At 58.3% G+C, this 23,266-nt stretch carries 25 protein-coding genes, 1 tRNA gene and 1 riboswitch; of the genes, 14 read left to right on the forward strand and 12 right to left on the reverse strand.

Annotation, left to right across the window (positions count from 1 at the left end; genetic code table 11):
* Positions 1-297 precede the first annotated feature (297 nt).
* The 3 genes from flgA (at position 298) to HY028_11055 (ending at position 1,993) form a co-directional block, all read left to right on the forward strand.
* Positions 298-969 carry a flagellar basal body P-ring formation protein FlgA gene (gene flgA, locus HY028_11045; GenBank protein MBI3345371.1) on the forward strand — a complete coding sequence of 224 codons (672 nt, stop codon included), beginning with the start codon at positions 298-300 and terminating at the stop codon, positions 967-969.
* 211 nt (positions 970-1,180) lie between these two features.
* Positions 1,181-1,495 carry a flagellar biosynthesis anti-sigma factor FlgM gene (gene flgM / locus HY028_11050; GenBank protein MBI3345372.1) on the forward strand — a complete coding sequence of 105 codons (315 nt, stop codon included), beginning with the start codon at positions 1,181-1,183 and terminating at the stop codon, positions 1,493-1,495.
* 18 nt (positions 1,496-1,513) lie between these two features.
* Positions 1,514-1,993, forward strand: coding sequence for a flagellar protein FlgN (locus tag HY028_11055; protein MBI3345373.1), 480 nt, complete (start codon positions 1,514-1,516; stop codon positions 1,991-1,993).
* Here the strand turns inward: HY028_11055 and HY028_11060 are convergent.
* The 3 genes from HY028_11060 to ispB all read right to left on the reverse strand — a co-directional run bounded on the left by HY028_11060 (position 1,990) and on the right by ispB (position 3,783).
* On the reverse strand, positions 1,990-2,157 hold the full coding sequence (locus HY028_11060; GenBank protein ID MBI3345374.1) for a hypothetical protein: 168 nt from the start codon (positions 2,155-2,157) through the stop codon (positions 1,990-1,992). The genes HY028_11055 and HY028_11060 overlap by 4 nt on opposite strands.
* Positions 2,158-2,734: 577 nt before the next feature.
* A tRNA-Pro gene (locus HY028_11065) sits at positions 2,735-2,811 on the reverse strand.
* 3 nt (positions 2,812-2,814) lie between these two features.
* Positions 2,815-3,783: an octaprenyl diphosphate synthase gene (gene ispB, locus HY028_11070; GenBank protein ID MBI3345375.1), complete on the reverse strand. Its 969-nt coding sequence runs from the start codon at positions 3,781-3,783 to the stop codon at positions 2,815-2,817.
* A 129-nt stretch (positions 3,784-3,912) separates the two neighbouring features.
* Here ispB and rplU point away from each other — a divergent pair, with 129 nt between their 5' ends.
* Positions 3,913-4,227: a 50S ribosomal protein L21 gene (gene rplU, locus HY028_11075; GenBank protein ID MBI3345376.1), complete on the forward strand. Its 315-nt coding sequence runs from the start codon at positions 3,913-3,915 to the stop codon at positions 4,225-4,227.
* 12 nt (positions 4,228-4,239) lie between these two features.
* The gene (gene rpmA / locus HY028_11080) at positions 4,240-4,497 is read left to right on the forward strand and encodes a 50S ribosomal protein L27 (GenBank protein ID MBI3345377.1); all 258 of its coding nucleotides are present in this window, start codon (positions 4,240-4,242) and stop codon (positions 4,495-4,497) included.
* 61 nt (positions 4,498-4,558) lie between these two features.
* On the opposite strand, the gene HY028_11085 is transcribed toward rpmA, so the two are convergent.
* The 5 genes from HY028_11085 to pip all read right to left on the reverse strand — a co-directional run bounded on the left by HY028_11085 (position 4,559) and on the right by pip (position 7,412).
* The gene (locus HY028_11085) at positions 4,559-4,972 is read right to left on the reverse strand and encodes a hypothetical protein (protein MBI3345378.1); all 414 of its coding nucleotides are present in this window, start codon (positions 4,970-4,972) and stop codon (positions 4,559-4,561) included.
* On the reverse strand, positions 4,972-5,310 hold the full coding sequence (locus tag HY028_11090; protein MBI3345379.1) for a hypothetical protein: 339 nt from the start codon (positions 5,308-5,310) through the stop codon (positions 4,972-4,974). Before HY028_11090 ends, HY028_11085 begins: the two co-directional genes overlap by 1 nt.
* A gap of 128 nt (positions 5,311-5,438) precedes the next feature.
* Positions 5,439-6,008 (reverse strand): hypothetical protein, encoded by a 570-nt coding sequence (locus HY028_11095; protein MBI3345380.1) that lies wholly within the window; start codon positions 6,006-6,008, stop codon positions 5,439-5,441.
* Positions 5,998-6,465 (reverse strand): D-tyrosyl-tRNA(Tyr) deacylase, encoded by a 468-nt coding sequence (locus HY028_11100; GenBank protein MBI3345381.1) that lies wholly within the window; start codon positions 6,463-6,465, stop codon positions 5,998-6,000. The genes HY028_11095 and HY028_11100 overlap by 11 nt, the downstream gene beginning before the upstream one ends.
* The gene (gene pip / locus HY028_11105; protein ID MBI3345382.1) at positions 6,462-7,412 is read right to left on the reverse strand and encodes a prolyl aminopeptidase; all 951 of its coding nucleotides are present in this window, start codon (positions 7,410-7,412) and stop codon (positions 6,462-6,464) included. Before pip ends, HY028_11100 begins: the two co-directional genes overlap by 4 nt.
* A gap of 89 nt (positions 7,413-7,501) precedes the next feature.
* Here pip and HY028_11110 point away from each other — a divergent pair, with 89 nt between their 5' ends.
* Together HY028_11110 and HY028_11115 are read left to right on the forward strand one after the other, a co-directional pair.
* Complete coding sequence (locus tag HY028_11110) at positions 7,502-7,720, forward strand: AbrB/MazE/SpoVT family DNA-binding domain-containing protein (GenBank protein MBI3345383.1); 219 nt, start codon at positions 7,502-7,504, stop codon at positions 7,718-7,720.
* Positions 7,717-8,160, forward strand: a complete 444-nt coding sequence (locus HY028_11115; protein MBI3345384.1) for a PIN domain-containing protein — start codon at positions 7,717-7,719, stop codon at positions 8,158-8,160. The genes HY028_11110 and HY028_11115 overlap by 4 nt, the downstream gene beginning before the upstream one ends.
* A gap of 34 nt (positions 8,161-8,194) precedes the next feature.
* On the opposite strand, the gene thiC is transcribed toward HY028_11115, so the two are convergent.
* Positions 8,195-10,072, reverse strand: coding sequence for a phosphomethylpyrimidine synthase ThiC (thiC, locus tag HY028_11120; protein MBI3345385.1), 1,878 nt, complete (start codon positions 10,070-10,072; stop codon positions 8,195-8,197).
* Between the two features lie 24 nt (positions 10,073-10,096).
* A riboswitch (TPP riboswitch) is annotated at positions 10,097-10,208 on the reverse strand.
* Positions 10,209-10,319: 111 nt separating this feature from the next.
* On the opposite strand from thiC, the gene HY028_11125 reads away from it, so the two are divergent.
* The 6 genes from HY028_11125 to HY028_11150 all read left to right on the forward strand — a co-directional run bounded on the left by HY028_11125 (position 10,320) and on the right by HY028_11150 (position 18,154).
* A complete protein-coding gene (locus HY028_11125; GenBank protein MBI3345386.1) occupies positions 10,320-10,973 on the forward strand; it encodes a protein-L-isoaspartate O-methyltransferase in 654 nt (217 codons plus the stop codon).
* A gap of 261 nt (positions 10,974-11,234) precedes the next feature.
* Positions 11,235-11,879, forward strand: coding sequence for a TetR/AcrR family transcriptional regulator (locus tag HY028_11130; GenBank protein MBI3345387.1), 645 nt, complete (start codon positions 11,235-11,237; stop codon positions 11,877-11,879).
* Between the two features lie 150 nt (positions 11,880-12,029).
* On the forward strand, positions 12,030-13,133 hold the full coding sequence (locus HY028_11135; protein MBI3345388.1) for an efflux RND transporter periplasmic adaptor subunit: 1,104 nt from the start codon (positions 12,030-12,032) through the stop codon (positions 13,131-13,133).
* Between the two features lie 4 nt (positions 13,134-13,137).
* A complete protein-coding gene (locus HY028_11140; protein MBI3345389.1) occupies positions 13,138-16,257 on the forward strand; it encodes an efflux RND transporter permease subunit in 3,120 nt (1,039 codons plus the stop codon).
* Positions 16,258-16,265: 8 nt separating this feature from the next.
* Positions 16,266-17,579 carry a TolC family outer membrane protein gene (locus HY028_11145; protein ID MBI3345390.1) on the forward strand — a complete coding sequence of 438 codons (1,314 nt, stop codon included), beginning with the start codon at positions 16,266-16,268 and terminating at the stop codon, positions 17,577-17,579.
* Between the two features lie 8 nt (positions 17,580-17,587).
* Positions 17,588-18,154, forward strand: a complete 567-nt coding sequence (locus HY028_11150) for an isochorismatase family protein (GenBank protein MBI3345391.1) — start codon at positions 17,588-17,590, stop codon at positions 18,152-18,154.
* Here the strand turns inward: HY028_11150 and waaA are convergent.
* Genes waaA through hldE form a run of 3 tightly spaced genes read right to left on the reverse strand, consistent with a single transcriptional unit; the run spans position 18,138 to position 21,804 of the window.
* A complete protein-coding gene (gene waaA, locus HY028_11155) occupies positions 18,138-19,415 on the reverse strand; it encodes a lipid IV(A) 3-deoxy-D-manno-octulosonic acid transferase (protein MBI3345392.1) in 1,278 nt (425 codons plus the stop codon). The genes HY028_11150 and waaA overlap by 17 nt on opposite strands.
* Complete coding sequence (gene rfaD, locus HY028_11160; GenBank protein ID MBI3345393.1) at positions 19,412-20,359, reverse strand: ADP-glyceromanno-heptose 6-epimerase; 948 nt, start codon at positions 20,357-20,359, stop codon at positions 19,412-19,414. The genes waaA and rfaD overlap by 4 nt, the downstream gene beginning before the upstream one ends.
* The gene (gene hldE / locus HY028_11165; protein MBI3345394.1) at positions 20,356-21,804 is read right to left on the reverse strand and encodes a bifunctional D-glycero-beta-D-manno-heptose-7-phosphate kinase/D-glycero-beta-D-manno-heptose 1-phosphate adenylyltransferase HldE; all 1,449 of its coding nucleotides are present in this window, start codon (positions 21,802-21,804) and stop codon (positions 20,356-20,358) included. Before hldE ends, rfaD begins: the two co-directional genes overlap by 4 nt.
* Before the next feature lie 475 nt (positions 21,805-22,279).
* On the opposite strand from hldE, the gene HY028_11170 reads away from it, so the two are divergent.
* Positions 22,280-23,260 (forward strand): glycosyltransferase family 9 protein, encoded by a 981-nt coding sequence (locus HY028_11170; GenBank protein ID MBI3345395.1) that lies wholly within the window; start codon positions 22,280-22,282, stop codon positions 23,258-23,260.
* Positions 23,261-23,266: the final 6 nt, after the last annotated feature.

A 23,266-nucleotide genomic window follows, 5' to 3' on the forward strand; every position in this document is an offset into this window, starting at 1 on the left:
ATTGCGCAAGGCCGCCAAACGTACAGTCAGCGATTTGTGGGATGAAATCGGAAAACTCCTTGATGCGTTCTCGCTAGACGAATGCAAAAACTATTTTGCGTCTTCTGGATATGTATGTGCTTAAATCAAAAATGCTCTAGAAGAAAATGCGGCATAGCCTTTGCATTTAACCGATGAAGGCTGCCCCGAAGGCTCAGATTGAAACTATTTTTTACATTTATTCAATTACTTACCAATATGACCCTAAAGCTATCCAGGACAAATGCCGATTATTTGACTGTAGCCAAGCGAATCATGATGGCTAGCCTGATCGGGGTTGCAGCGGTGCACGCTGAAGGCATCCAGCCGCTGGATACGATTTATGCCGCAGCGAAGGATTTCCTCGTCAGCCGGAATCCGGGGCAACAACAGGCCCAGCAGATCGAAGCCGGTCCGCTCGATGCGCGTCTGGCCTTGACCGCCTGCGAAGTCCCTCTGGAGGCCTTTATGCCTCCTGGCAGTTCGACGTATGGCAACACCACTGTCGGCGTGCGCTGCCCGGGGGCAAAACCCTGGTCCGTGTATGTTCCGGTAAAGATTAAGATATCCACCGCCGTGGTGGTCGCGGCCCGGCCGCTGATGCGGGGAGCGCAGTTGAGTGGGGCGGACCTCACCACCTCCACGCTTGACGCGGGCAGTCTGCCGCCCGACTATCTGACCGATCCGCAGCAGGCTGTCGGCCAGCAGCTCAAGCGGCCCCTCTCGATCGGCATGGCGGTGGCCGCAGGGATGCTGGGTACGCCCCTGATGGTGCGCCGGGATGAGCGCGTGACGATACTGGCCGAGGAGGGCGGATTAGAGGTGCGCATGACCGGTCAAGCTCTCGAGGACGGCGCCTTGGGTCAGCCGATCAAGGTGCGTAACCTGGTGTCCAAGCGGATCGTGGGCGGCGTCATCGCGGCCCCTGGGATCGTGAAGGTACAGATGTAAAATTAAGGGATCTCTGATTTATTCATACTGAACCGCCAAGACGCCAAGAACGCCAAGACTTTTCCTTACAATTCAAGCTCTTTTCTTGGCGGCCTTGGCGCCTTGGCGGTTGGCGATATATTTTTCAGAGCTTCCTTAAGAATGCTAAAGTTTTTGTAAAATCTGCCGCTAATTTGAGCTAGAAGAAGTACTATATTTAGGAGTGAGTGATATGCCTATTGAAATCAATGGCTTACCTATAACGGTCCTGAAAAATCCCAAGGATGGGCCGCAGGTAGATACAGGGCGCAACAAACCTGCCCCGGCCCAAGAGGAGACGGGTAAGCCCGCCTCGTCCGACACGGTGACCCTGACAGACACCGCCGCACGGCTACGCGCCCTGGGGAACACTCTGTCCGCACTGCCCGTGACCGATACTCAGCGAGTGGAAGGCGTCAAAAAGGCCATCGAGGACGGCGACTATACGGTGGATGCCGGGCGCGTGGCGCAGAAAATGATCGAGTTCGAGAAACTGCTTAAATCCTAACGCCGGACGCTGACCTTCATGAATCCTACTGAGCATATCCAGTTGATGGGCGTGACCCTGCAGCACGAGGTCGAGGTCGTATCCCGACTCATGGAATTATTGCTGCAAGAGCGCGAAGCCCTTGCCGCGCACGACGCCGGCGCGCTGGAAAAGGCCGCTCAGGATAAACAACAGCAGCTTTCCAAGGTAGAGTCTTGGGAACAGGAGCGCAACCATCTGCTGACCTCCGGCGGCTATCCTGCGACGCAACATGGGATGGAGCAGTACCTCAAGGCGCAGAATAACCCCCGGCTCGACCGTTTGTGGCAGCAGCTCCTCAGCCTCAGCGGTAAATGCCATCACCAGAATCAGGTCAACGGCGGCATCGTGGAGGCAGGACGTCACCATATCCAGCGGGCGCTTGCCATCCTGCGCGGTGTCAGCCCTGACGCCGAGCTGTATGGCCCGGCAGGCAAGACTCGTTCCCTACATCTCCCCAACACCCTTACCACCGCTTAAGCTTCCGGCGCACCCTCCGGCAGCCTATGCAATCCAAGGATAGCTGCGGCGACCCTGAGCGGCGTGAGCCGCGTAACATGCTTTCCCTCGGCGCCGAAAAAATCCGGGACCCGGCGCGCATCATCACCATGCTGGCCCACATCGAACAGGATCACCCTGCTCACCGTCGCCCTTCCGGGTTCCGACAGCCTTTATAACAGCGCCCTGCTCGGGGTCAGCCGTGATACTGGCAGCTTACTCCTGGATGAACTACATCCGCACATCGGCCACCTGCAACTCCAAGTGGTGCAACGCGCCGGTTTATCGGCCTTACCCCTGTCCACCGCAAAGGTATTAAACGCTTCGTCGCCGGCCTCGACCGGGAATTATGTAAAAAGCTGATGAAGTATTACTCATAAGTCAGTAATTAAGACTACACTTCATGTTACGTCTCCGCCCCCTATTGAGGGGGCGGGACAGGGTGGGGGTAGAGTAAACAGGGTTTTTACTCAGGAGTCACATTATAACGTTGTAGCCTTATTTTCTGACTCCTGAGTAAAAGCCACACCGCGAAGAGCGCGGAGAAGAAACAAACCCTTCTTGAGGGTATTCCTCTGCGACCTCTGCGGTAGATTATTTATAGCGCCAGGGACGGCGGAGATGACCTTAACCAATCGCGTTGGTCGGGGGGTGAGGTACGAAGCAACGAACGCCCGACGCTTGGAGCGCCGGGCCGGGAATCCGATCACCCAACATGGAGGTTGGTCGGGGTGAGAGGATTTGAACCTCCGGCCCCTAGCTCCCGAAGCTAGTGCTCTACCAAGCTGAGCTACACCCCGTGGTCAGTACGTGCGATTTACGGAAAATTCGGCCAGGGCGCGCAGCGCATCCCGGTAGGGAGAAGACGGCACTGCCGCCAAGGCCTCAATCGCCTTATCCGCCTCTTCCCTAGCCAAGCGCGCAGTGTACGCGATGGCGCCGGTGGATTCAATGGCCAGACCGACCGCTGCCATGTCCCCTGCCCCCCCGCTCTCGATCGCCTGACGGATGATCGCAGCCTGTTGTGGTGTGCCCTGCCGCAGGGCGTGGATCAAGGGCAGGGTCGGTTTACCCTCGGCGAGATCGTCGCCGATATTCTTGCCCAATTGCGGCGCCGCACCGCTGTAATCCAGTGCATCATCCACGAGCTGAAAGGCCGTGCCGAGGTGCAACCCATAGCTCGCCAGAGCCTGTTCGATCGATACGGCCTGCCCGCTCAGCACAGCCCCCAACCGGGCCGCGGCCTCGAACAGCGTTGCCGTTTTATAACGGATGACCTGCAAATAGCGTTCTTCAGTGGTCTCGGGATCGCGGCAATTGAGCAACTGCAACACCTCGCCCTCGGCAATGACGTTGGTCGCATGAGCGAGGATTTCCATCACGCGCAGATTGCCAATCTCGACCATCATTTCAAAGGAGCGTGAATAAAGAAAATCACCGACCAGTACGCTGGCCTCGTTCCCCCACACCGTATTGGCCGTCTCACGGCCGCGGCGCAGTTCCGAGGCGTCAACCACGTCGTCGTGCAGCAAGGTCGCGGTGTGGATGAACTCAATGACGGCCGCCAGGGCAACGTGCTGCGCACCTTCATAGCCCAAGGCGCGGGCGCAGAGCAGCACGAGCGCGGGGCGCAGCCGCTTGCCGCCGCTGTTGACGATGTAGTGGCTAATCTGGTTGATGAGTACTACATCCGAGTGCAGGCGCTGCTGGACCAAGGCATCCACGGCGCGCATATCCGCAGCGATTAAGGACTGAATAGGGGCTAAATTCATGGAATTTGGGGCGGCGGGGGCTTTGCGCATCCTAGGTGGCCGGACCAGCAAGTGTCAAGCCGGGTTTGACGTGGCGTTGGCTACAGGTTAAAATTTGCGGTTCAAAACTCAAGTATTTAGGAATTCAACATGTACGCGGTCATTATAACCGGTGGTAAGCAATATCGTGTGGCCGAAGGCGACACCCTGAAGGTCGAGAAGCTGCCCGCCGAGGAAGGCGCCACGGTGACCTTCGACAAGGTACTGCTGGCTGGCGAAGGCACTGATGTCAAGGTCGGCGCCCCGTATCTCACGGGCGGCGCCGTCACTGCCACCGTCACGGCGCACGGCCGTCACGACAAGATCCGGATCATCAAATTCCGCCGCCGCAAACACCACATGAAACAGCAGGGACACCGGCAGTATTACACCGAATTACAGATCACCGGCATCAGCGCCGGCTAACGAGGTTCAGCAATGGCACATAAAAAGGCAGGCGGCAGTACCCGCAACGGGCGCGATTCCCAATCCAAACGGCTGGGCGTAAAGTGCTTCGGCGGCGAGCAGGTCATCGCGGGCAACATCATCATACGGCAACGCGGCACTCAAGTTCATGCCGGCGTCAATGTGGGTCTGGGCAATGACCACACTCTCTACGCCAAGGCCGACGGCAAGGTGCTGTTCCACCGCAAGGGTCCGAAACACCGCAAATACGTAAGCATCGTTGCCGGTTAAACCCATCTACTGGCAATCCCCAAAAGCCCCGCTCACGCGGGGTTTTTTATTTGTCTCACGATCAGGAAAACCAGCGCAGTACCGCGGCGGCGGCGAGGGGGGTGGCGGCCACCCAGAACAGTATTCGCCATCGCTCATGCCGCACCGTCTCATCCCACGCGGATGATTTTGCGAGATAGCGGAGCACTAAAATAAAACCGGCGACAGCGCACGCGATTTTTATCAACAGCGCAGCGATAGCGATGGCTTTGATATCAGGAAATTTGCCGTAGAAGTAATAACTGGTTACGCCAAAACCGGCGCCGGTCAGGCCTTGTATGACCCAACCCAGGGCCATGAGCCAGGCAAGGCGACGTTGCGAGGAGGAGTCGGAGACGAGCCAGGCGGCGGCGGCGGAACTGCCCACCACCGCCACGGCTCCAAAGTTATGTGCGAGTTGTACCCCGCTGTAGGCGAGGTTTTCGAGTAATGCCACTACTCGCCGATGACTTTGATTGTCTTCTCGATACCTACCGGCGTATGGCCCTTGTCTACCACCTTAAGGGTGATGGTGTTTTCACCCGTCTTCAGCCCTGACAAGGCGTAGCTGCCTTTGAGCGAGCGCACCACGTCTTCCTTCCCGTTGACATACATATGAAAGTGATCGCCGTTAGGGCCGGGATCAATTTCATATTCCACCTTGTTTTCCGCACCCACTTTGAGCTTGGCGCGGTCGGCGGGGGATTTGATGGTGACCGAGCCCGCCCCGGCGAACGCCAGTGAAGCTGCACCTAACAGCAAGCCCAGCAGGGTTCCAGATTTGACTAGTTTCATAAAACCTCCTATATGAAGATGTTTGTATTGAGTTCGCTCCGTTGAATATCCGTGCCCAAAACCGGATTTTAGGCGCGGATAATGTCAGTTAGATCAAGATCTGACTGAAAAGTTTAACCTTGGACGCTTTATTGACTGGCCGGTTTACCCTGAAAGCCCGTAAGACTGGCGATTCCCATCAGCAGAAGCCCCAGCAGTATCAAGGCCGGTCCAACAATACCGAATGGGCTACCCAATATCGCGCCGGCCCAGGGCAAACCCAGCGCCACGGCGAGATAAAGCAGGCCGGAATGGAGCAGAGCGCCCAGTATAAACACCCAGCTGATCACCTGCTTGAATGTAGCGGACACTGTCAAAAAACCAAGCACCAGTCCCACCACGATATTCAACATAGCCTCCAGATTTCCGTGCGCGTGCGGCCCGCCCTTGATGCCTTGTATGGGGGCGTAGCTGTTGAGGCGCGCGGACAGCGCCAGCAGTCCGTTCGCCGTTTGTTTCGCGATCTCGTCCGCGTTCATCGGGGTGAGATTCGTCTCGAATTGATTCTCGGCCGCCTGTTGCAAGGCGCCCAGCTTTTCCTGTTTGACCGCCTCGGTCTTGTCCACGTCGCCCAAAAAAGTCACCACCATGTAAGGACCCAGCGCCGCTGTCAGCACCAGATAGAAAAATCCAAATACGATGTTCTTTTTACCGATCATCACATTTCTCCTTTACCTGATTAGTACGTAGCAGAAAAGTCACCGGGCCGTCGTTGATCAGACTCACCTGCATGTCCGCACCGAATAGGCCGCTTTCTACCTTACCATGAAGGCCCCGGGCCTGTTGCAGTAGATAATCAAACAGATGCGCGCCGTGCGCAGGATCTGCGGCGGGGGTAAAGCCGGGGCGCAGCCCTTTCTGCGTATCGGCGGCGAGCGTGAATTGCGGAACGAGCAGTAACTCTCCCCGAATATTGCGCAGGCTGAGATTCATTTTCCCGGCGGCGTCGGCAAACACGCGGTAGCCAAGCAGACGTTCCAGCAACCGCTCCGACTGTGCTTCGCCGTCGGCGCGTTCGACGCCGATGAACACCAACAGCCCTTTGCCGATGCGCGCGATGGTTTGTCCGTCAACATCAACCTGCGCCTGCGCAACGCGCTGCAACAGGGCGATCATATAAGGCGCTGCGCCATGTCTTCCGCCGCCCGCATCAGGGCGTCGGTTATGCCCTTTTCGCTCGCGGCGTGCCCGGCGTTGGGGATAATCTTGAATTCCGCCTGCGGCCAGGCCTTGTGCAAATCCCAAGCGCTCTCCAACGGGCAGACGATGTCGTAACGGCCGTGCACGATCACACCGGGGATGTTGTGTAAACGATGCGCGTCGCGCAATATCTGATTTGGCGCAAGGAAGCTGTCATGCGCGAAATAATGACACTCGATGCGCGCCAGGCTGAGCGCCGTCCTGGGATCGCTGAAATGATCCACCACGGAACGATTCTCCAGCAGCGTCAAGGTGCGCCCTTCCCACAAAGACCAGGCCTTGGCCGCCGCCATGCGCGCGATTTCGTCCGCTCCTGTCAACACGCGATAGTAAGCATGCAGCAAATCGTCACGTTCTTTCTCGGGAATAGGGCGTAAGAAATCCTGCCAGTAATCGGGGAAGATGTGGTTGGCGCCTTCCTGATAAAACCACCGGATCTCGCGCGGACGGCACAAAAAAATACCGCGCAAGATCAATCCTAAAACACGTTCTGGATGCGTCTCCGCATAGACTAGAGCAAGCGTCGAGCCCCACGAACCGCCGAACAACACCCAGCGCTCGATGCCCAGATGATCGCGTATACGCTCGATATCCGAGACCAGCGCTTGCGTGTTATTCCCTGCAAGTTCCGCGTGAGGAACGGAACGACCGCAGCCACGCTGGTCGAATAAAATGATGCGGTAGACGTTTGGATCAAAAAACCGCCGATGATACGGTTCGCAACCTGCGCCCGGCCCGCCATGCACGAACAACACCGGTAAACCCTGAGGATTGCCGCATTCTTCGACGTGGAGCACATGCTGGGGGTCCACCGCCAGGCTGTGCTGCACGTAAGGTTTGATGTCGGGGTATAGAGTAAGCATGCGGAGCTGCCATGTCCTGGGCGGCTTGCGCCGCTTTACTTTTCAATATAAAGTAAAGGAACATACAATGCAAGCAAGGCGCCAGGCAGATGACTTATTTAAAATTATCCTCCAAGAACCAGATCGTGCTCCCTAAGGAGGCGCGCGCCGCCATGCAGGTCAAGGCGGGCGACCGGGTACTGGTAGTGGTCAAAGGTAAAGTCACGATTTTAATGCCCAAGCCAAAAAGCTACATGCAAGCCTTGGCGGGCATCGGTAAGGGGATGTACCCGAAAAACCACCTCAAGCGCGAACGCCGCGCGTGGTGAGCCTTGCCGATATGGAGCGATTTCTCCGGCGCCACAAGGTGGTCGGGCTCGACTCTAATATCCTGATTTATCTCATCGAAGCTCATCCGCAATACCAGGACTTCTGCAAAAAAATATTTACTTCGATAGAATCCGGCCGCAACCTCGGTATTTGCTCAACGGTTTCACTGCTTGAAATTCTGGTCCAGCCCTACCGCAAAAAGGATGATGAAACGGTAAACCGCTGTTACGGCTTACTGACCACCTACCCTCACCTTGCCTGGGTGGAGTTATCGGTTGCAATCGCCGATCTGGCCGCCCAACTGCGAGCTCAATACCGGCTAAAAACACCCGACGCAATCATATTGGCCACGGCCCTGGATTCCGGGGCAACGGGCTTGATCGCCAATGATGTTCAACTGAAGCGCGTCGCGGAACTGGAGTTATTGGTGCTGAACTAAGGAATCCCTGATTTATTCAGGGATTCCTTAGCCATTATATCTTTCGATACACGTCTCCGCCCTGAGCGGTAAACTCCCGCGCCTTTTCCTGCATACCCGTTTCCAGCGCTTGCTCGGCGTCTTGTATTCCCTGTTGCGCCGCATAATCACGCACGTCCTGGGTGATTTTCATGGAGCAGAAGTGCGGGCCGCACATGGAGCAGAAGTGGGCGAGCTTGGCGGATTCTTTGGGTAACGTTTCGTCGTGGAATTCGCGCGCCTTGTCCGGGTCGAGGCCGAGGTTGAACTGGTCTTGCCAGCGGAACTCGAAGCGCGCCTTGGACAATGCGTTGTCGCGTAACTGCGCGCCGGGGTGGCCCTTGGCAAGATCGGCGGCGTGGGCGGCGATCTTGTAGGTGATGATGCCTTCGCGCACGTCGTTTTTGTCCGGCAGGCCAAGATGCTCCTTGGGCGTAACGTAACACAGCATGGCGCAGCCGTACCAGCCTATCATCGCCGCACCGATGCCGGAGGTGATGTGATCGTAACCCGGTGCAATGTCGGTGGTGAGCGGCCCCAGGGTGTAAAATGGCGCTTCGTGGCAGTGCTTGAGCTGCTCTTCCATATTGATCTTGATGAGGTGCATGGGCACGTGGCCGGGGCCTTCGATCATGGTTTGCACGTCGTGCTTCCAGGCGATCTTGGTCAACTCGCCCAAGGTTCTCAGTTCGGCGAACTGCGCTTCGTCATTCGCGTCGGCGATGGAGCCGGGACGCAGGCCGTCGCCGAGCGAGAAGCTCACGTCGTAGGCCTTCATGATCTCGCAGATGTCCTCAAAGTGGGTGTAGAGGAAATTTTCCTTGTGATGCGCGAGACACCACTTGGCCAGAATCGAGCCACCGCGTGACACGATGCCGGTGACGCGCTTGGCGGTGAGCGGTATGTGGGCCAGCCTGACACCGGCGTGAATGGTGAAATAGTCCACGCCCTGCTCGGCCTGCTCGATGAGCGTGTCGCGGAAAATCTCCCAAGTGAGATCCTCGGCCTTGCCGTCCACTTTTTCCAGCGCTTGATAGATGGGTACGGTGCCGATGGGCACGGGCGAATTCCTGATAATCCACTCGCGCGTCTCGTGGATATTTTTCCCGGTAGACAAATCCATCACCGTGTCGCCGCCCCAGCGCGTGGCCCACACCATTTTTTCCACTTCTTCTTCGATGCCGGAACTGAGCGCGGAGTTGCCGATGTTGGCGTTGATCTTGACCAGAAAATTTCTGCCGATGATCATCGGCTCCAGTTCCGGGTGATTGATGTTGGCGGGGATGATGGCGCGCCCGCGCGCGACTTCGTCGCGCACGAATTCCGGCGTGATGCGCTGTGGGATGCTGGCGCCGAATGATTCGCCCTCGTGCTGGCCGAGGGCCTGCTCGCGCGCAAGCTCCAGGCGCTGGTTTTCCCGTATGGCGATGTATTCCATCTCGGGCGTGATAACGCCTTGACGCGCGTAATGCATCTGCGTGACGTTCATGCCCGGCTTGGCGCAGCGCGGCTTGCGGATGTGCGCGAAGCGCAGGTGGGCGAGCTTGGGGTTGCGCGCCCTCTCTCGCCCGTAGCGCGAGCTTATCTCCGGCAGCACCTCGGTATCATTGCGCTGCACGATCCATGCCTCACGCAACGCGGGCAGGCCGTGGCGTAGATCAATCAACGCGTCCGGATCGGTATACGGGCCGGAGGTGTCGTACACATACACCGGCGGATTGGACTCGGCGCCGAAACTCGCGGGCGTGGGCGCGAGCGTCACCTCGCGCATGGGCACGCGGATGTCGGCCCGGCTACCGGGTATGTACACTTTGCGCGAATTCGGAAACGGCTGGGTGACCGCTTTGTCCAACGTGACGGTCTTGCTTAAGATTTTTTCAGGCGCTGCGCTCATAACTCACCTCGATAGGCGCAGGACAGGCCGGCGACGCCGCTTTCCTACGCCGGGATTAACCGGATCAGGTTCAAAGGGTTCTCTCAGCCCCGCGCTTTGATCGGATTTCGAGGCGGGGGCACCCCTAGCTGCACTGCCCACCGTAGCTTATAGTACATGCATTTGCAATATGCTTAGACTTGCGTCGCGCCTGCAAAGCCCGTACCCTTTTGCGTTGCGATTTTTGGATCCTGAATAGGTAGCAACGATGAATATGGAACAGGCCCGCTTTAACATGATCGAGCAGCAGATCCGTACCTGGGAGGTGCTCGATCCCGCCGTGCTGGATTTATTGGGCCGCATCCCGCGCGAGGATTTCGTGCCGATGAAATACCGCAACCTGGCCTTTGCGGATCTTAATATCCCCTTGGGGCACGGGCAGGTCATGATGGCGCCCAAGGTCGAAGGCCGGTTGATTCAGGCGCTCGGCATCAAGCCGGATGACGCCGTTCTCGAGGTGGGCACCGGCAGTGGTTACCTCACCGCGCTTCTCGCTAGCCTGGCCAAGCATGTCTACAGCGTGGATATCTTCCCGGAGTTCAAGACGCAGACCCAGCAAAAACTCGCCGCGCTGGGGCTCTCCAACGTCACTATTGAGACAGGAGACGCCGCGCTGGGGTGGGAGCGACATGGCCCTTATGACGTCATCGTCATCACCGGCTCTTTCCCCCTCTATCCCGAACATTATCAGCGTAGCCTGCGCGTCAACGGGCGGATGTTTGTGATTGCGGGCCGTGCGCCCGCGATGGAGGCCCTGCTCGTCACCCGGGTAGGTGAGGCGGACTGGATGCGTGAGAGCCTGTTCGAGACCGACATCCCAGCGTTGATTAACGCACCGCAGCCTCAGTCCTTCGTGTTTTAAGGCATCTCTGATTTATTCGTGCTGAACCGCCAAGAACGCCAAAATTTTTCCTTACAATTCAAGCTTTTTTTCTTGGTGATCTTGGCGCCTTGGCGGTTGGCGATATATTTTTCAGAGCTTCCTTAGGTAACCTCTGCGAACCCCTTAAGACACGCCAGGAGACTGTTGCAAACCGACCGTCCGGTCTGTAGACTTTATACTGCCCTTTATTCAAGGTATTAAGGCTATTTCGTGTCGCCCCATTCACCCCCGGACCATTCCATAGACGCATCCATCCCGCTTGGCGCGGCGGACGCCACACAGCGCATCTTGGCCACCGCCGAACGGCTATTCGCCGAGTTGGGTTTTGACGCCGTTTCCATGAACATGATCGCCGAACAGGCCGGCGTGAGCAAAGGCAATATCTTCCATCACTTCGCCTCCAAGGATGCCCTCTATCTTACGGTATTGAAATCGGCGTGCGCCGAATCCACCCGCTTGATGGACGACTTGGGGAACATCAACGGCAGCCTGGCTGACCGGCTCGTGCATTTTACCCAGGCACATCTCGCCCACCTAAAGAAGCATCATCACATTGCAACGCTGATACAGCGTGAGATGTTCGAGGACGGCCCGCGTCGCGGCAAGGTCCTGGCCGAGCGGGTATGCAGTGAAAATTTCACCCGCCTGGTGGACATGCTGCGCGACGACCGGGCGCGAGGTGAGTTGAGTAAGGATTGCGATCCGGCCATCATTGCCCATCTGCTGGTGAGCGCGAACATCTTTTTCATGCAGGCCCGCGACATGCTGCGCCACTCGCCCGACCTGGATTTCGCGGAGGACCCGGCGCGTTACAGCCGCAAGGTCGTCGAGGTCATCCTCACGGGAGTGCAGGAATCAAAAACGTACTATGAAGAAACAAAGTAAGCGGACATCGCTTACTTTGTTTCTTCATAGTAAAAACCCTGTTTTACTTACCCCCACCCTGTCTCTCCCCCTAGACAGGGGGAGTGAACGTATAGGAAAGTGTCGTCTTACTAATGAACTTCTTAGTAACTCACCCAAACGAGGGTTTTCATGGATAAAAAAATAATCAAAGCGATAGCAGCCGGCTTCGTGCTCAGTCTGGCAGTCGGCGCCTGCACCGACTCAGGAGGACAGAAGGGCGCTACGCCGGGCAAGGACGCCAAGCCGCAAGGCCCTATGGCGATGCCGGTCGAGGCAGTGACGGTCGAGACCGGCGCCGTCACGCGCGACATCACGGCCGTAGGATCAATGCGCGCCAACGAATCGGTGATCATCCGCTCGGAAATCGCAGGACGGATTCAGGCGATTCACTTCTCCGAAGGCGAGAGCGTCACGCAAGGCGCCGAATTGGTAACGCTTGACGCGACCGAATTTCGAGCGCAACTCGCCGAGACGACCGCCACGGTAAAACTCAATGAGCTTAATTTCCGGCGCGCGCAGGAATTGCAGACCAAAAATCTGCTGAGCCGCCAGAGCTACGATGAGGCGCAGGCAAAGCTGGCGGAGTCGCGTGCACAGCAAAACGTCGATGAGGCGCGCCTCGCCAAGACCAAACTATTCGCTCCGTTTGCGGGTGTGCTGGGGTTGCGGCAGGTGAGCCCCGGCGATTACATCAAAGAGGGACAAGATATCGTCAATCTCGAAGACATTGCTTCATTGAAGCTGGATTTCCGTGTCCCGGAGACGTACTTCGCCGAGATCAAGCTCGATCAAGAGGTCAACATAGAAGTAGATGCCTATCCCGGCAGGACATTCAGCGGCAAGGTCTACGCCATAGACCCGCGCATTGATGCGCAGACGCGCACCGTGTTGCTGCGCGCCCACATCCCCAATACCGATCTGCTGTTGCGTCCCGGCATGTTCGCGCGCGTAAATCTGGTGCTCGAACAGCGCAGCGCGGCGCTGCTGATCCCTGAAGAGGCGCTGGTGTCCAAGGGTGACGAGCAATTTGTGTATCGTATTGTCGAAGGCAAGGCGTTGCAAAGCATGGTCAAGACCGGCCAGCGCCGCAACGGCATGGTAGAGATTTTAGAGGGGCTCAGTTCCGGCGATACCGTCGCCACCGCCGGGCAGACCAAGCTTCACGACGGCGCGCCGGTAATGGTGGTCAGTCCGGCTGATAAAAACCAGGTTAGGCTTCCGGCCCGAGGCTGATTGCATGGTGCTCTCCGATCTTTCTATCCGCCGCCCGGTGCTCGCCACCGTGATGAGCCTGATGCTGATCCTGATCGGCGTCATTTCCTACCAGCGCCTCTCGGTGCGCGAATATCCGAATATCGACGCGCCGGTGGTGTCGGTACGCACCGTGTACACCGGCGCGAGCGCGGAGATCATCGAGAGCCAGGTGACGCGCCCGCTGGAGGATTCACTGGCGGGCATCGAGGGCATCAAGACCATCAAATCGGTGAGCCGCGAAGAGGTGAGCCAGATCACCGTGGAATTTATACTCTCGCGCGACCCGGATAACGCCGCCAGTGACGTGCGCGACCGTGTATCCAGAGTGCGCGGGCGGCTGCCGGACGACGTGGATGAGCCGGTGATCGCCAAGGTAGAGGCCGACGCCCAGGCCATCCTGTGGCTCGCCTTCTCCAGCGATAGACACAACGCGCTTGAGATCACCGATTACGCGGATCGAGTGGTGCAAGACCGTCTGCAGACCCTGCCCGGCGTGGCGAGCGTGATCATCGGCGGCGAACGGCGCTATGCGATGCGCATCTGGCTGGATCGCGACCGCCTCGCGGCGTATCAATTGACCCCGCAAGATGTGGAGGGCGCGCTGCGCAATCAAAATCTCGAAGTCCCGTCCGGGCGCATCGAGAGCAGGAATCGAGAATTCACCGTGCTCACGCAGACCGACTTGCAGACGCCGGAACAATTCAACCGTCTCATTATCCGCGAAGTGAACGGGTATCCGATACGCCTCTCCGACGTAGGCCGGGCCGAGATTGACGCCGCCGATGAGCGTAACGCGGTGCGCGTGAACGGTAACCCCGCTGTGGGGCTGGGCGTTGTCAAGCAATCCACCGCCAATACGCTCTCCGTCGCCCAGGCCGTTAAAAGTGAATTGCCCAAGATCATCGCGGCATTACCGGAGGGGATGAAGCTCAAGGTCGCCTTCGATCAATCCCTGTTCATTGAGGAATCTATCTCCGCGGTGTTCAAGGCCATGGGTGAGGCGCTCATCCTGGTCGTGGTGGTGATCTTTCTGTTTCTGCGCACGCTGCGCGCCACTCTCATTCCGTTCGTCACCATTCCGGTCTCTCTGATCGGGGCCTTTATCTTTCTTTATGCGATGGGATTCTCTATCAATGTCCTCACCCTGCTGGGTCTGGTATTGGCCATTGGCCTGGTGGTGGATGACGCCATCGTGATGCTGGAAAACATCCAGCGCCGCATCGAGCATGGCATGAATGCGCTGCAGGCCGCATTCGAGGGCAGCAAGGAGATCGCCTTTGCGGTGATCGCCATGACGCTCACCCTCACCGCGGTGTTCGTGCCGCTTGCGTTCATGACCGGCAATACCGGCCGCTTGTTTACCGAGTTCGCGCTCACCGTGGCGAGCGCGGTGCTGGTGTCCGGCTTCGTCGCACTGACGCTGACGCCGATGATGTGCTCAAAAATTCTACGCCCTCAAAAAACCCACGGCCGCGTGTACCGGATCAGTGAACAGTGGCTGCTGGGCCTCAACAATGGTTATCGCCGGCTGCTTACGGCCGCACTGAACAAACGCTGGTGGATTATCCTGCTGGGCGGCATTGTTGCGGGTATTAGCGTCCCTTTATTCACAGGCATCAGCATCCCTGCTCCCAAAGGCAATAGCGTCCCGTTGCTCACGGGACTCAAATCGGAACTCGCCCCGCTGGAAGACCGCGGCCTGCTGATCGGCATCATGATCGCGCCCGAGGGCGCGACCATGAGCTACACCGACCGCTACGCGCGGCAGGTGGAAGACTTTTACTCCCAGGCGCCCGAGATCTTCAACTATTTCATGGTGGTCGCACCGGGCCTGGAGCGGCCCAATCCCGTCACCTTTGCACTCTCGTTCGTCAATCTCACACCTTGGGAACAACGGAGCCGCAGCGCGCAGGAGATCGCGACGGCGCTCGGACCGAAGATGTTCATGCTGCCCGGCGTGCTGGCCTTCCCTATCAGTCCGCCCTCGCTCGGCCAGAGCTTCCGCAATCCACCGGTGCAGTTCGTGGTGCAGGGCAACTCTTATGCAGAGTTGCAAACCATGGTGGACGCCCTCCTCGCCAAGGCCTTCAGGTTTCCGGGGCTGGTCAACGTGGACAGTGACCTCAAGCTCAACAAACCGCAGCTCAAGGTGATGCTGGACCGCGACAAGGCCGCCAGCGTGGGGGTCGAGGTGGGCCAGGTGGGCCGCACGCTGGAAACATTGTTAGGCGGACGGCAGGTGACGCGTTTCAAGCGCGAGGGTGAACAGTACGACGTGATCGTCAAGCTCAGGGAGGAAGAACGCACCAATCCGAATGACCTCTCTTCCATCTTCGTGCGCGGTAATGACGGTCAGTTGATTCAACTGGCGAATCTGGTGCGCATAAAAGAAACCGTTGCGCCGAAGGAACTCAACCATTTCGACCGGCTGCGCTCCGCCACGATTTCCGCGAACCTTGCCCCGGGTTATTCACTGGGACAGGCGCTGGAGTTTATGGAAGGCGCCGCCAAGGAAGTGCTCACCACCGGCGCGAAGACCTCGCTGGACGGTCAATCGCGCGAGTTTAAGGAGTCGGGCGCCGCCTTGTACCTGACGTTTGTGCTTGCGCTGATCTTTATCTATTTAGTGCTGGCGGCGCAGTTCGAGAGTTTCCTTTCGCCGTTCATTATCATGCTCACCGTGCCGCTCGCCATGACGGGTGCTTTATTGTCTCTGAAACTGACCGGCGGGACCCTCAATGTGTACAGTCAAATCGGTATGGTCATGTTGATAGGTCTTATCACCAAACACGGCATCCTGATCGTCGAGTTCGCCAATCAGTTACAGGGGCGCGGCTACGATCTGCGCGACGCGGTCATCGAGGCGGCCAGTCTCCGGTTACGCCCCATACTGATGACCACCGCCGCGATGGTGTTGGGTACGCTGCCGCTGGCGCTGGCCACCGGCGCCGGCGCCGAGAGCCGTCAGCAGATCGGCTGGGTGATCGTGGGGGGGCTTCTGCTCGGCACCTTTCTCACCCTGTTCGTCATCCCCAGCGTTTACACACTGGTATCGCGCGCCCGGAAACAGGTAACATATCCGGCAGAGGCAACTCAAGGATAATAACCACCATGCCTAAGCTCACTCAAGTCTTGTTGCTGATTCCACTCCTTTTTCACGGCGGCGCTTACGCCGAGGACCTGTTTCAGATCTATCAGCTCGCGCAGCAAAGCGACCCGCAACTCAAGGCAGCGCAGGCGTCGCGGTTGGCGACGCTGGAGATCAAACCGCAGAGCCAGGCCTTGTTATATCCCACCATCAGCGCCAGTGCCAATACAACCGGCAACCGTTTGAACATCACGCAACCCACCTCCGTGGCGGGAGAGACCTATTTCAACAGCAATGGCTACACCTTGAGCCTTACGCAGCCGGTCTACCATCGTGACACCTATGTGCAGTTGCGCCAAGCCGACGCGCGCATCGCTCAGGCCGACTCTCAGTTGGCCGGAGCAGAACAGGATTTAATCCTGCGTGTGTCCGGCCGCTATTTCGATGTGCTTGCCGCCCAGGATAATCTGGAGTTCGCCCGCGCGGAAAAAAAGGCCATTGCACGCGAACTGGAGCAGAGTCAGCAGCGGTTTGATGTCGGCCTCGTCGCAATCACCGATGTGCAGGAGGCGCAGGCGCGTTACGATCAGGCGATTGCACAGGAAATCGCCGCTGAAAGGCAGCTCTCTACCAGCCGCGAACTGCTGCGTGAAATCACCGGCCAGGATCATGCCGCCTTGGCGATGCTCGGAGAGCAGATTCCCTTCCTCACCCCCGAGCCCGCGGATATCGAACAATGGACGCAAACTGCGCTCAAACAGAACCAGCAACTTACCGCCGCCCTATACGCCGCGGAGATCGCCCGCGAGGAGATCGAGCGGCAACGTTCAGGCCATTATCCCAGCGTGGATGTAGTGGGCACCCACGTCTACTCCAAATCAGGCGGCGGTCGGTTCGGCGCCAGTGAGACGGACGGCAACGCGGTCGGTCTGCAACTTAATATACCGATTTATCAAGGCGGCCTGATCACTTCGCGTACCCGCGAAGCGGAATACAGACACAGCCAGGCACGAGAAAACCTGGAGCAGCAGCAACGCGCCGCCGTGCGCCAGACGCGCGACTCTTATACCGGTGTGGTCGCCAACATCAGCCGCGTCAACGCGCTTAAACAGGCAGTGACATCCAGCAAGACTGCGTTAGAGGCGACTGAGGCCGGCCTTGAAGTGGGAACACGCACCCAGGTTGACGTGCTCGATGCCCAACGCGAACTGTTTCGCGCCGAGCGTGACCATGCCAGGGCGCGTTACGACTATATTATCGAGACGCTACGACTCAAGCAGGCCGCAGGAACCTTGAGCCCTACTGATCTTGAGCAGATCAACGGCTGGCTGAAGTAGCCCTACTCATGACGGCCACGGCTGCCCTATGCTCCGCCGGCCAGAGTCTGCTGGTCGTGGTGGACACTCAGACCAAGCTCGCGGCTGCGATGCCGCCCCCCAAGCGCGACGAGATATTACGTAACGCCGCGATACTGCTACAGGCGGCGGGTTTACTCAGTGTGCCCGTGCTGATCACCGAGCAGTATCCCAAGGGTCTGGGAAAAACCGAGGCTGCCCTTATCCAACACCTGTCCCCCGCCACTCCCGTCATCGAAAAGACGTGCTTCTCCTGTTGTGGCGCGGCAGATTTCATGGAGGCAGTGCGGCGTAGCCGCAGAAATCAAATCATATTGGCCGGCATGGAGGCGCATGTGTGCGTGTTACAAACCGCGCTGGAATTACAATCAACCAATACGCAGGTATTCGTGGCTGAGGATGCAGTCTGTTCACGCCGCATGAGAAATAAGACCAACGCCCTCGCCCGGCTGCGCAACACGGGTGTTATCGTCACCAACACAGAATCGCTATTGTTTGAATGGTTACGCGATGCGCGGCACGAGCATTTTAAAAAGATTTCTAAGTTGATACTCTAGTCGACGCAAAAGATAAAATAATTTCTACCAGCGCATCCAAAGCGCCCCGATTACCCTCAACGAATTCCCTTCCCTTCTGACCCGTCATATAGCGCTGGTTGGCGTCCTTGAGGAACATCACTACGGCATCACTCAATTGCTGCGTAGTGTGGATCTCCATGGCGGCGCCCGCTTCACACAACTGTTGGGCGATTTCCGCGAAATTAAATGTGTAGGGGCCGGTGATGACCGGGACCCCCTGCGCGGCGGGTTCAATGAGATTGTGCCCTCCTGTGGGTACCAAGCTGCCGCCGACAAAGGCCACATCGGAGGCGGCGTAGAATAAATTCAGCTCACCCATGCTGTCGCCGATGACTATCTCGGTACTTGCGTCACAGACACGCTGATCGCTGCGCCGTATAATGCGGTAGCCTGACCTTTCGCACAGCGCGGCGACTTTGGCGAAGCGCTCGGGGTGACGCGGCACGATTACCAGCAGCGCGTGAGGTAGCTCGCTGCGCACTGCTGCGTAGGCATCTAGGACTTTCTGCTCTTCGCCTTCGTGGGTGCTGGCGGCGATCCACACACCGCGCTCGACGCCCCAGGAGCGCCGCAACACTTCAGCCTCTTCCCGCAGGCTCGCGGGCGGCTTCATATCGTATTTGATATTACCGGTGACGCGCACGATCCCGGAGGGGGCATCCAGTTCGATGAAACGCCGCGCATCCTGCTGAGTTTGCGCCGCAATCGCGGAAAGCATGGCCAGCATTTCCGACGCCAGTTTTTTCACATACCGATAGCGCGCCGCGGAACGCTCCGAGAGGCGTCCATTGGCGAGCACCACCGGTATATGTTGCGTGTAGCAGTAATGGATAAGATTGGGCCAGAGCTCGGTCTCCATGATGATGAGCAAGCGCGGGCGCAAGCGCCGCACAAAGCGCCGCACCGCTCCGGGCAGATCATAGGGGAGGTAATAATGGGTAACATCTTGATGCAGCGCGGCCTGCACGCGCTCCGCGCCGGTCGGAGTCATGGTGGTGGCAACGATGCGCCATTCGGGATAACGCACGCGCAAGGCCTTGACCAGCGGCACAGCGGCCTGGACTTCGCCTACTGAAACGGCGTGCACCCACAGGCAGTCCTCACGCGCCTGCGGTATCCAGCCAAAGCGCTCCGGCCAACGCCGCCAATAGGCGGGTGCGCGCAGCCCGCGCCATAGCAAACGCAACACGACCAGAGGCGTGAGCAGATATAAAAGGAAGGTGTAGATGGACCGCGTCAACGGACTCGAAGCTGGTCCATGTAGGCATCTACACCCTGTTCAATATCCTTGAACGGTTGAGTGTAGCCGATAGCGCGCAGCGCGGACATATCGGCCTCGGTAAAGCTTTGATAGCGACCACGCAGATGATCGGGGAATGGAACGTACTCGATTTCGCCCTTCCCCTCTGCTTTGATGACGGCGCGCGCCACATCGTTAAAGCAATGGCTCTTGCCGGTGCCTAGATTGAAAATTCCAGATTTATCACGCTGCGCCAGAAACCACAGATTCACCGCTACTGCGTCGCCGACGTAGATAAAGTCGCGGCGCTGCGCGCCATTCGCATAGCCGTCGCTGCCTTCGAATAATCTGACCTTGCCGGCATCTCGAATCTGATTACGAAAATGAAACGCGACGCTGGCCATCGCCCCCTTGTGCTGTTCACGCGGACCATAGACGTTAAAATACCGCAGTCCGACTATTTGGGTCTTAGCCGTAGGCAGTAACCCGCGCACGTATTGATCGAACAGAAACTTCGAGTAGCCGTAGACATTGAGCGGGGCTTCGCACTCGCGGCTCTCTTTAAACACCTTGCCACCCCCATAAACCGCGGCGCTGGAAGCATAGATGAAGGATATCTTGTGCTTCATGCAATAATGCAGCAGGTGTTTGGAGTAGTCGTAGTTGTTGCGCATCATGTAACGGCCATCCCACTCCGTGGTTGTAGAGCACGCCCCCTGATGCAGGATGGCCTCGATGGGCGGCATGAATTCCTTCTGCGACTGTATCGCGGACAGGAATTCGTCCTTATCCATGTAGTCCTGAATTTCGCAGTCCACCAGATTGACAAACTTCGCGCCGTTCTCCAGATCGTCAACGACGAGAATATCGGTACGTCCCTGCTCATTCAAGCCCTTGACGAGGTTGCTGCCGATAAAGCCGGCGCCGCCAGTGATCACAATCATGCCGTTGATCCTTTGTTATCGGTACGAATGTTTTCGATGATGCGGCTTGTTGAAATGCCTTGTTCATAGCCTAGAATCCGCACCTGGCCACCATGAGCCGTGACACATTGATGGCCCGCAATCTGCTGCGGCCGGTAGTCGCCGCCTTTCACCAGGATATCGGGTAATACGCGGCAAATGAGCCGCTCCGGCGTGTCTTCCGAAAAGGGCACGACCCAGTCCACGCTTTTCAATGCCGCCAACACACGCATGCGCTGTGCGAGCGGATTGACCGGCCGCTGGGCGTCACCATTGCCCTTCAAGCGCCGAACCGAGGCGTCGTCATTCACGGCCACAATCAGGCGATCTCCCAGCCGCTTGGCCTGCTCCAGGTAACTCACGTGTCCGGCGTGTAAAATATCGAAACAGCCGTTGGTCATCACCACCCGTTCGCCGCGCGCGCGCGCCTCCGCCACCGCCGCCAGCAGTTCATCCTCCGTCGGCAGCGCAGAGCTCACAGCAGCACCCTCCCCCATCGCACTGCGCAACTCATCAGTGCTTACAGTCGCCGCACCGAGCTTGCCCACCACAATGCTGGCGGCCGCATTCGCCAAGGCAGTGGCGGCGGCAAAATCTTCACCTGCCGCCAAGGCGGCCGCCAGCACGGAGACGACGGTATCGCCGGCGCCGGTCACGTCATAGACTTCACGTGCGTGCGCGGGCAGATGCAGGGCCGCGGTCCCTTCACGCAACAAGGTCATGCCGCGTTCGCTGCGGGTAATCAACAGAGCGTGCAGATCGAGACGGCGACGCAGTTGTTCACCCTTGGCGACCAACTCCTGCTCATCGCGGCAATGACCGACGACGGTCTCAAACTCCGCAAGATTGGGCGTAATCAATGTCGCGCCGCGGTAGATGTCGAAATCCGCGCCTTTAGGGTCCACCAACACGCGCTTGCCGGCCTGGCGGGCAAGCTCAATCAATTCACCTACTGCACGCAACGCCCCTTTGCCATAATCCGACAATACGACCACGCCGGCTTGCGGCAGTAATTTTTTGAACCGCTCCACCAGGTTCGCAGGGATATGGTCCGTGAAGCCATCCTCGAAATCCAGGCGGATCAGTTGCTGGTGGCGGCTCAGCACGCGCAGCTTGGTGATCGTGGAGTAACCTTGCACCTGTTCAAACGCACAGCTCACGTTGGCGGCCGAGAGCTGGGTTTGCAAAATGTCCGCCGCCTCGTCTTGCCCAGTGAGGCCCAGGAGGGTGACCTGCGCCCCCAGTGCGGCAATGTTTAATGCTACGTTACCCGCTCCCCCGGCGCGCTCCACCGCCTGTTCGATGCGCACCACCGGCACCGGCGCCTCGGGCGAGATACGCACCGTCACACCATGCCAGTAACGATCGAGCATGATATCCCCAACCACGAGCACCCGGGCGGCGGTAAAGTCAGGTAGGTGAGTCACGAATCCCTCTGCGTGTCGATTTTAGGGGTTACTCATAAGTCAATAAATAAGTCTACACTTCCCGCTATGTTCCCGCCCCCTATGTAGGGGGGTGAGGCAGCAAAGCTGCCGAACGGGTGCACAAGGATGTGCACCCTGGACTTTTGCGCGGCGCAGGAAGCATAGCGCAAAAGACAGGGTGGGGATAGGTAAAAAGGGTATTTACTCAGGAGTCACATCATAAGGATTGTAATCTGATTTTGCGACTCCTGAGTAAATCATAGCATAATAGACACAAGCGATCCGACGGCTGAAATATCCGGCTCAATGAAAATCCTTTTGCAAAGCGCCCCGTACCTTGGCTAGCCGTCTTCAATCCAGATTGACGGTCATCAGCCGCGCCCTGCCGCGGCTAGTCAGATTCGGGTGTCGCCGACCGTCCGTTGTGCCGCAGCGCATCCTGATTGCCCATCATCTACTACTCGGCGACACACTGATGCTGACACCCCTCCTCGCCAAGCTGCGCCAGAATTTTCCGTCAGCCGAGATCGTGATGACCACGCCCAAGGCCATCACGCCTTTGTACGCAAAATCACCCTATGGCGTGCGCGCCCTGCCCTTCGATCCGCGCGACGCCGCAACGCTGCCACCGCTGTTTGCCGAGTCCGGCTTCGATCTCGCCATCGTACCCGGCGACAACCGCCATGCGTGGCTTTCGCTGGCGCTCGGTGCACGCTGGATCGTCGCATTCGCGGGCGACCGGCCTGCCTACAAAAGTTGGCCAGTAGACGAACTGATACCCTACCCCAATACCCCCGCCGCCTGGGGCGACATGGTCGCACAACTGGCGCCAGGGCCAGCGCCACAGACCTATGCACCCGGCGACTGGCCTGCGCCACCCTTTAGATCTTTCGACACCCCCACCAGCCCCTATTGTGTGTTGCACGTCGGGGCGAGTACACCGCTCAAGCTGTGGGAACCAGACAAATGGCGCATCCTTGCCAACATGCTCACGCAGCGCGGCCTGCAAGTCATCTGGAGCGGTGGCAAATACGAAGAGCGCATCGTTGCCCAAATAGACCCGGACGGAGATTTTCAATCCTACGCGGGCCGGCTCGATCTGGCTCAGCTTTGGCATCTCGTGCAGGGCGCGCAGCTATTGGTGTCACACGACACGGGCGTGGCGCACCTGGGGCGTCTTACCGGCACACCCACCGTCACCCTGTTCGGGCCCGGATCGAGTATCATCTGTGGCGCCGGCGATTTCTGGCGCAACGCACCCTACCGCGCGGTCACCATTCCAGACTTCCCATGCCGCGACCAACGCGTCCTGTTCAAGCGCGAAATCGCCTGGGTACGCCGCTGTGGCCGCGGCATAGACAAGTGCGCCGCGCCGCGCTGCATGCAGGCGATGGACACTGCGTTGGTCATGAACGCCATCAATGACCTGCGCCTATCAACCGCTAACGCGTCATAGGTTGGC

Source organism: Gammaproteobacteria bacterium, from assembly GCA_016195665.1.
Classification (GTDB): domain Bacteria; phylum Pseudomonadota; class Gammaproteobacteria; order SURF-13; family SURF-13; genus JACPZD01.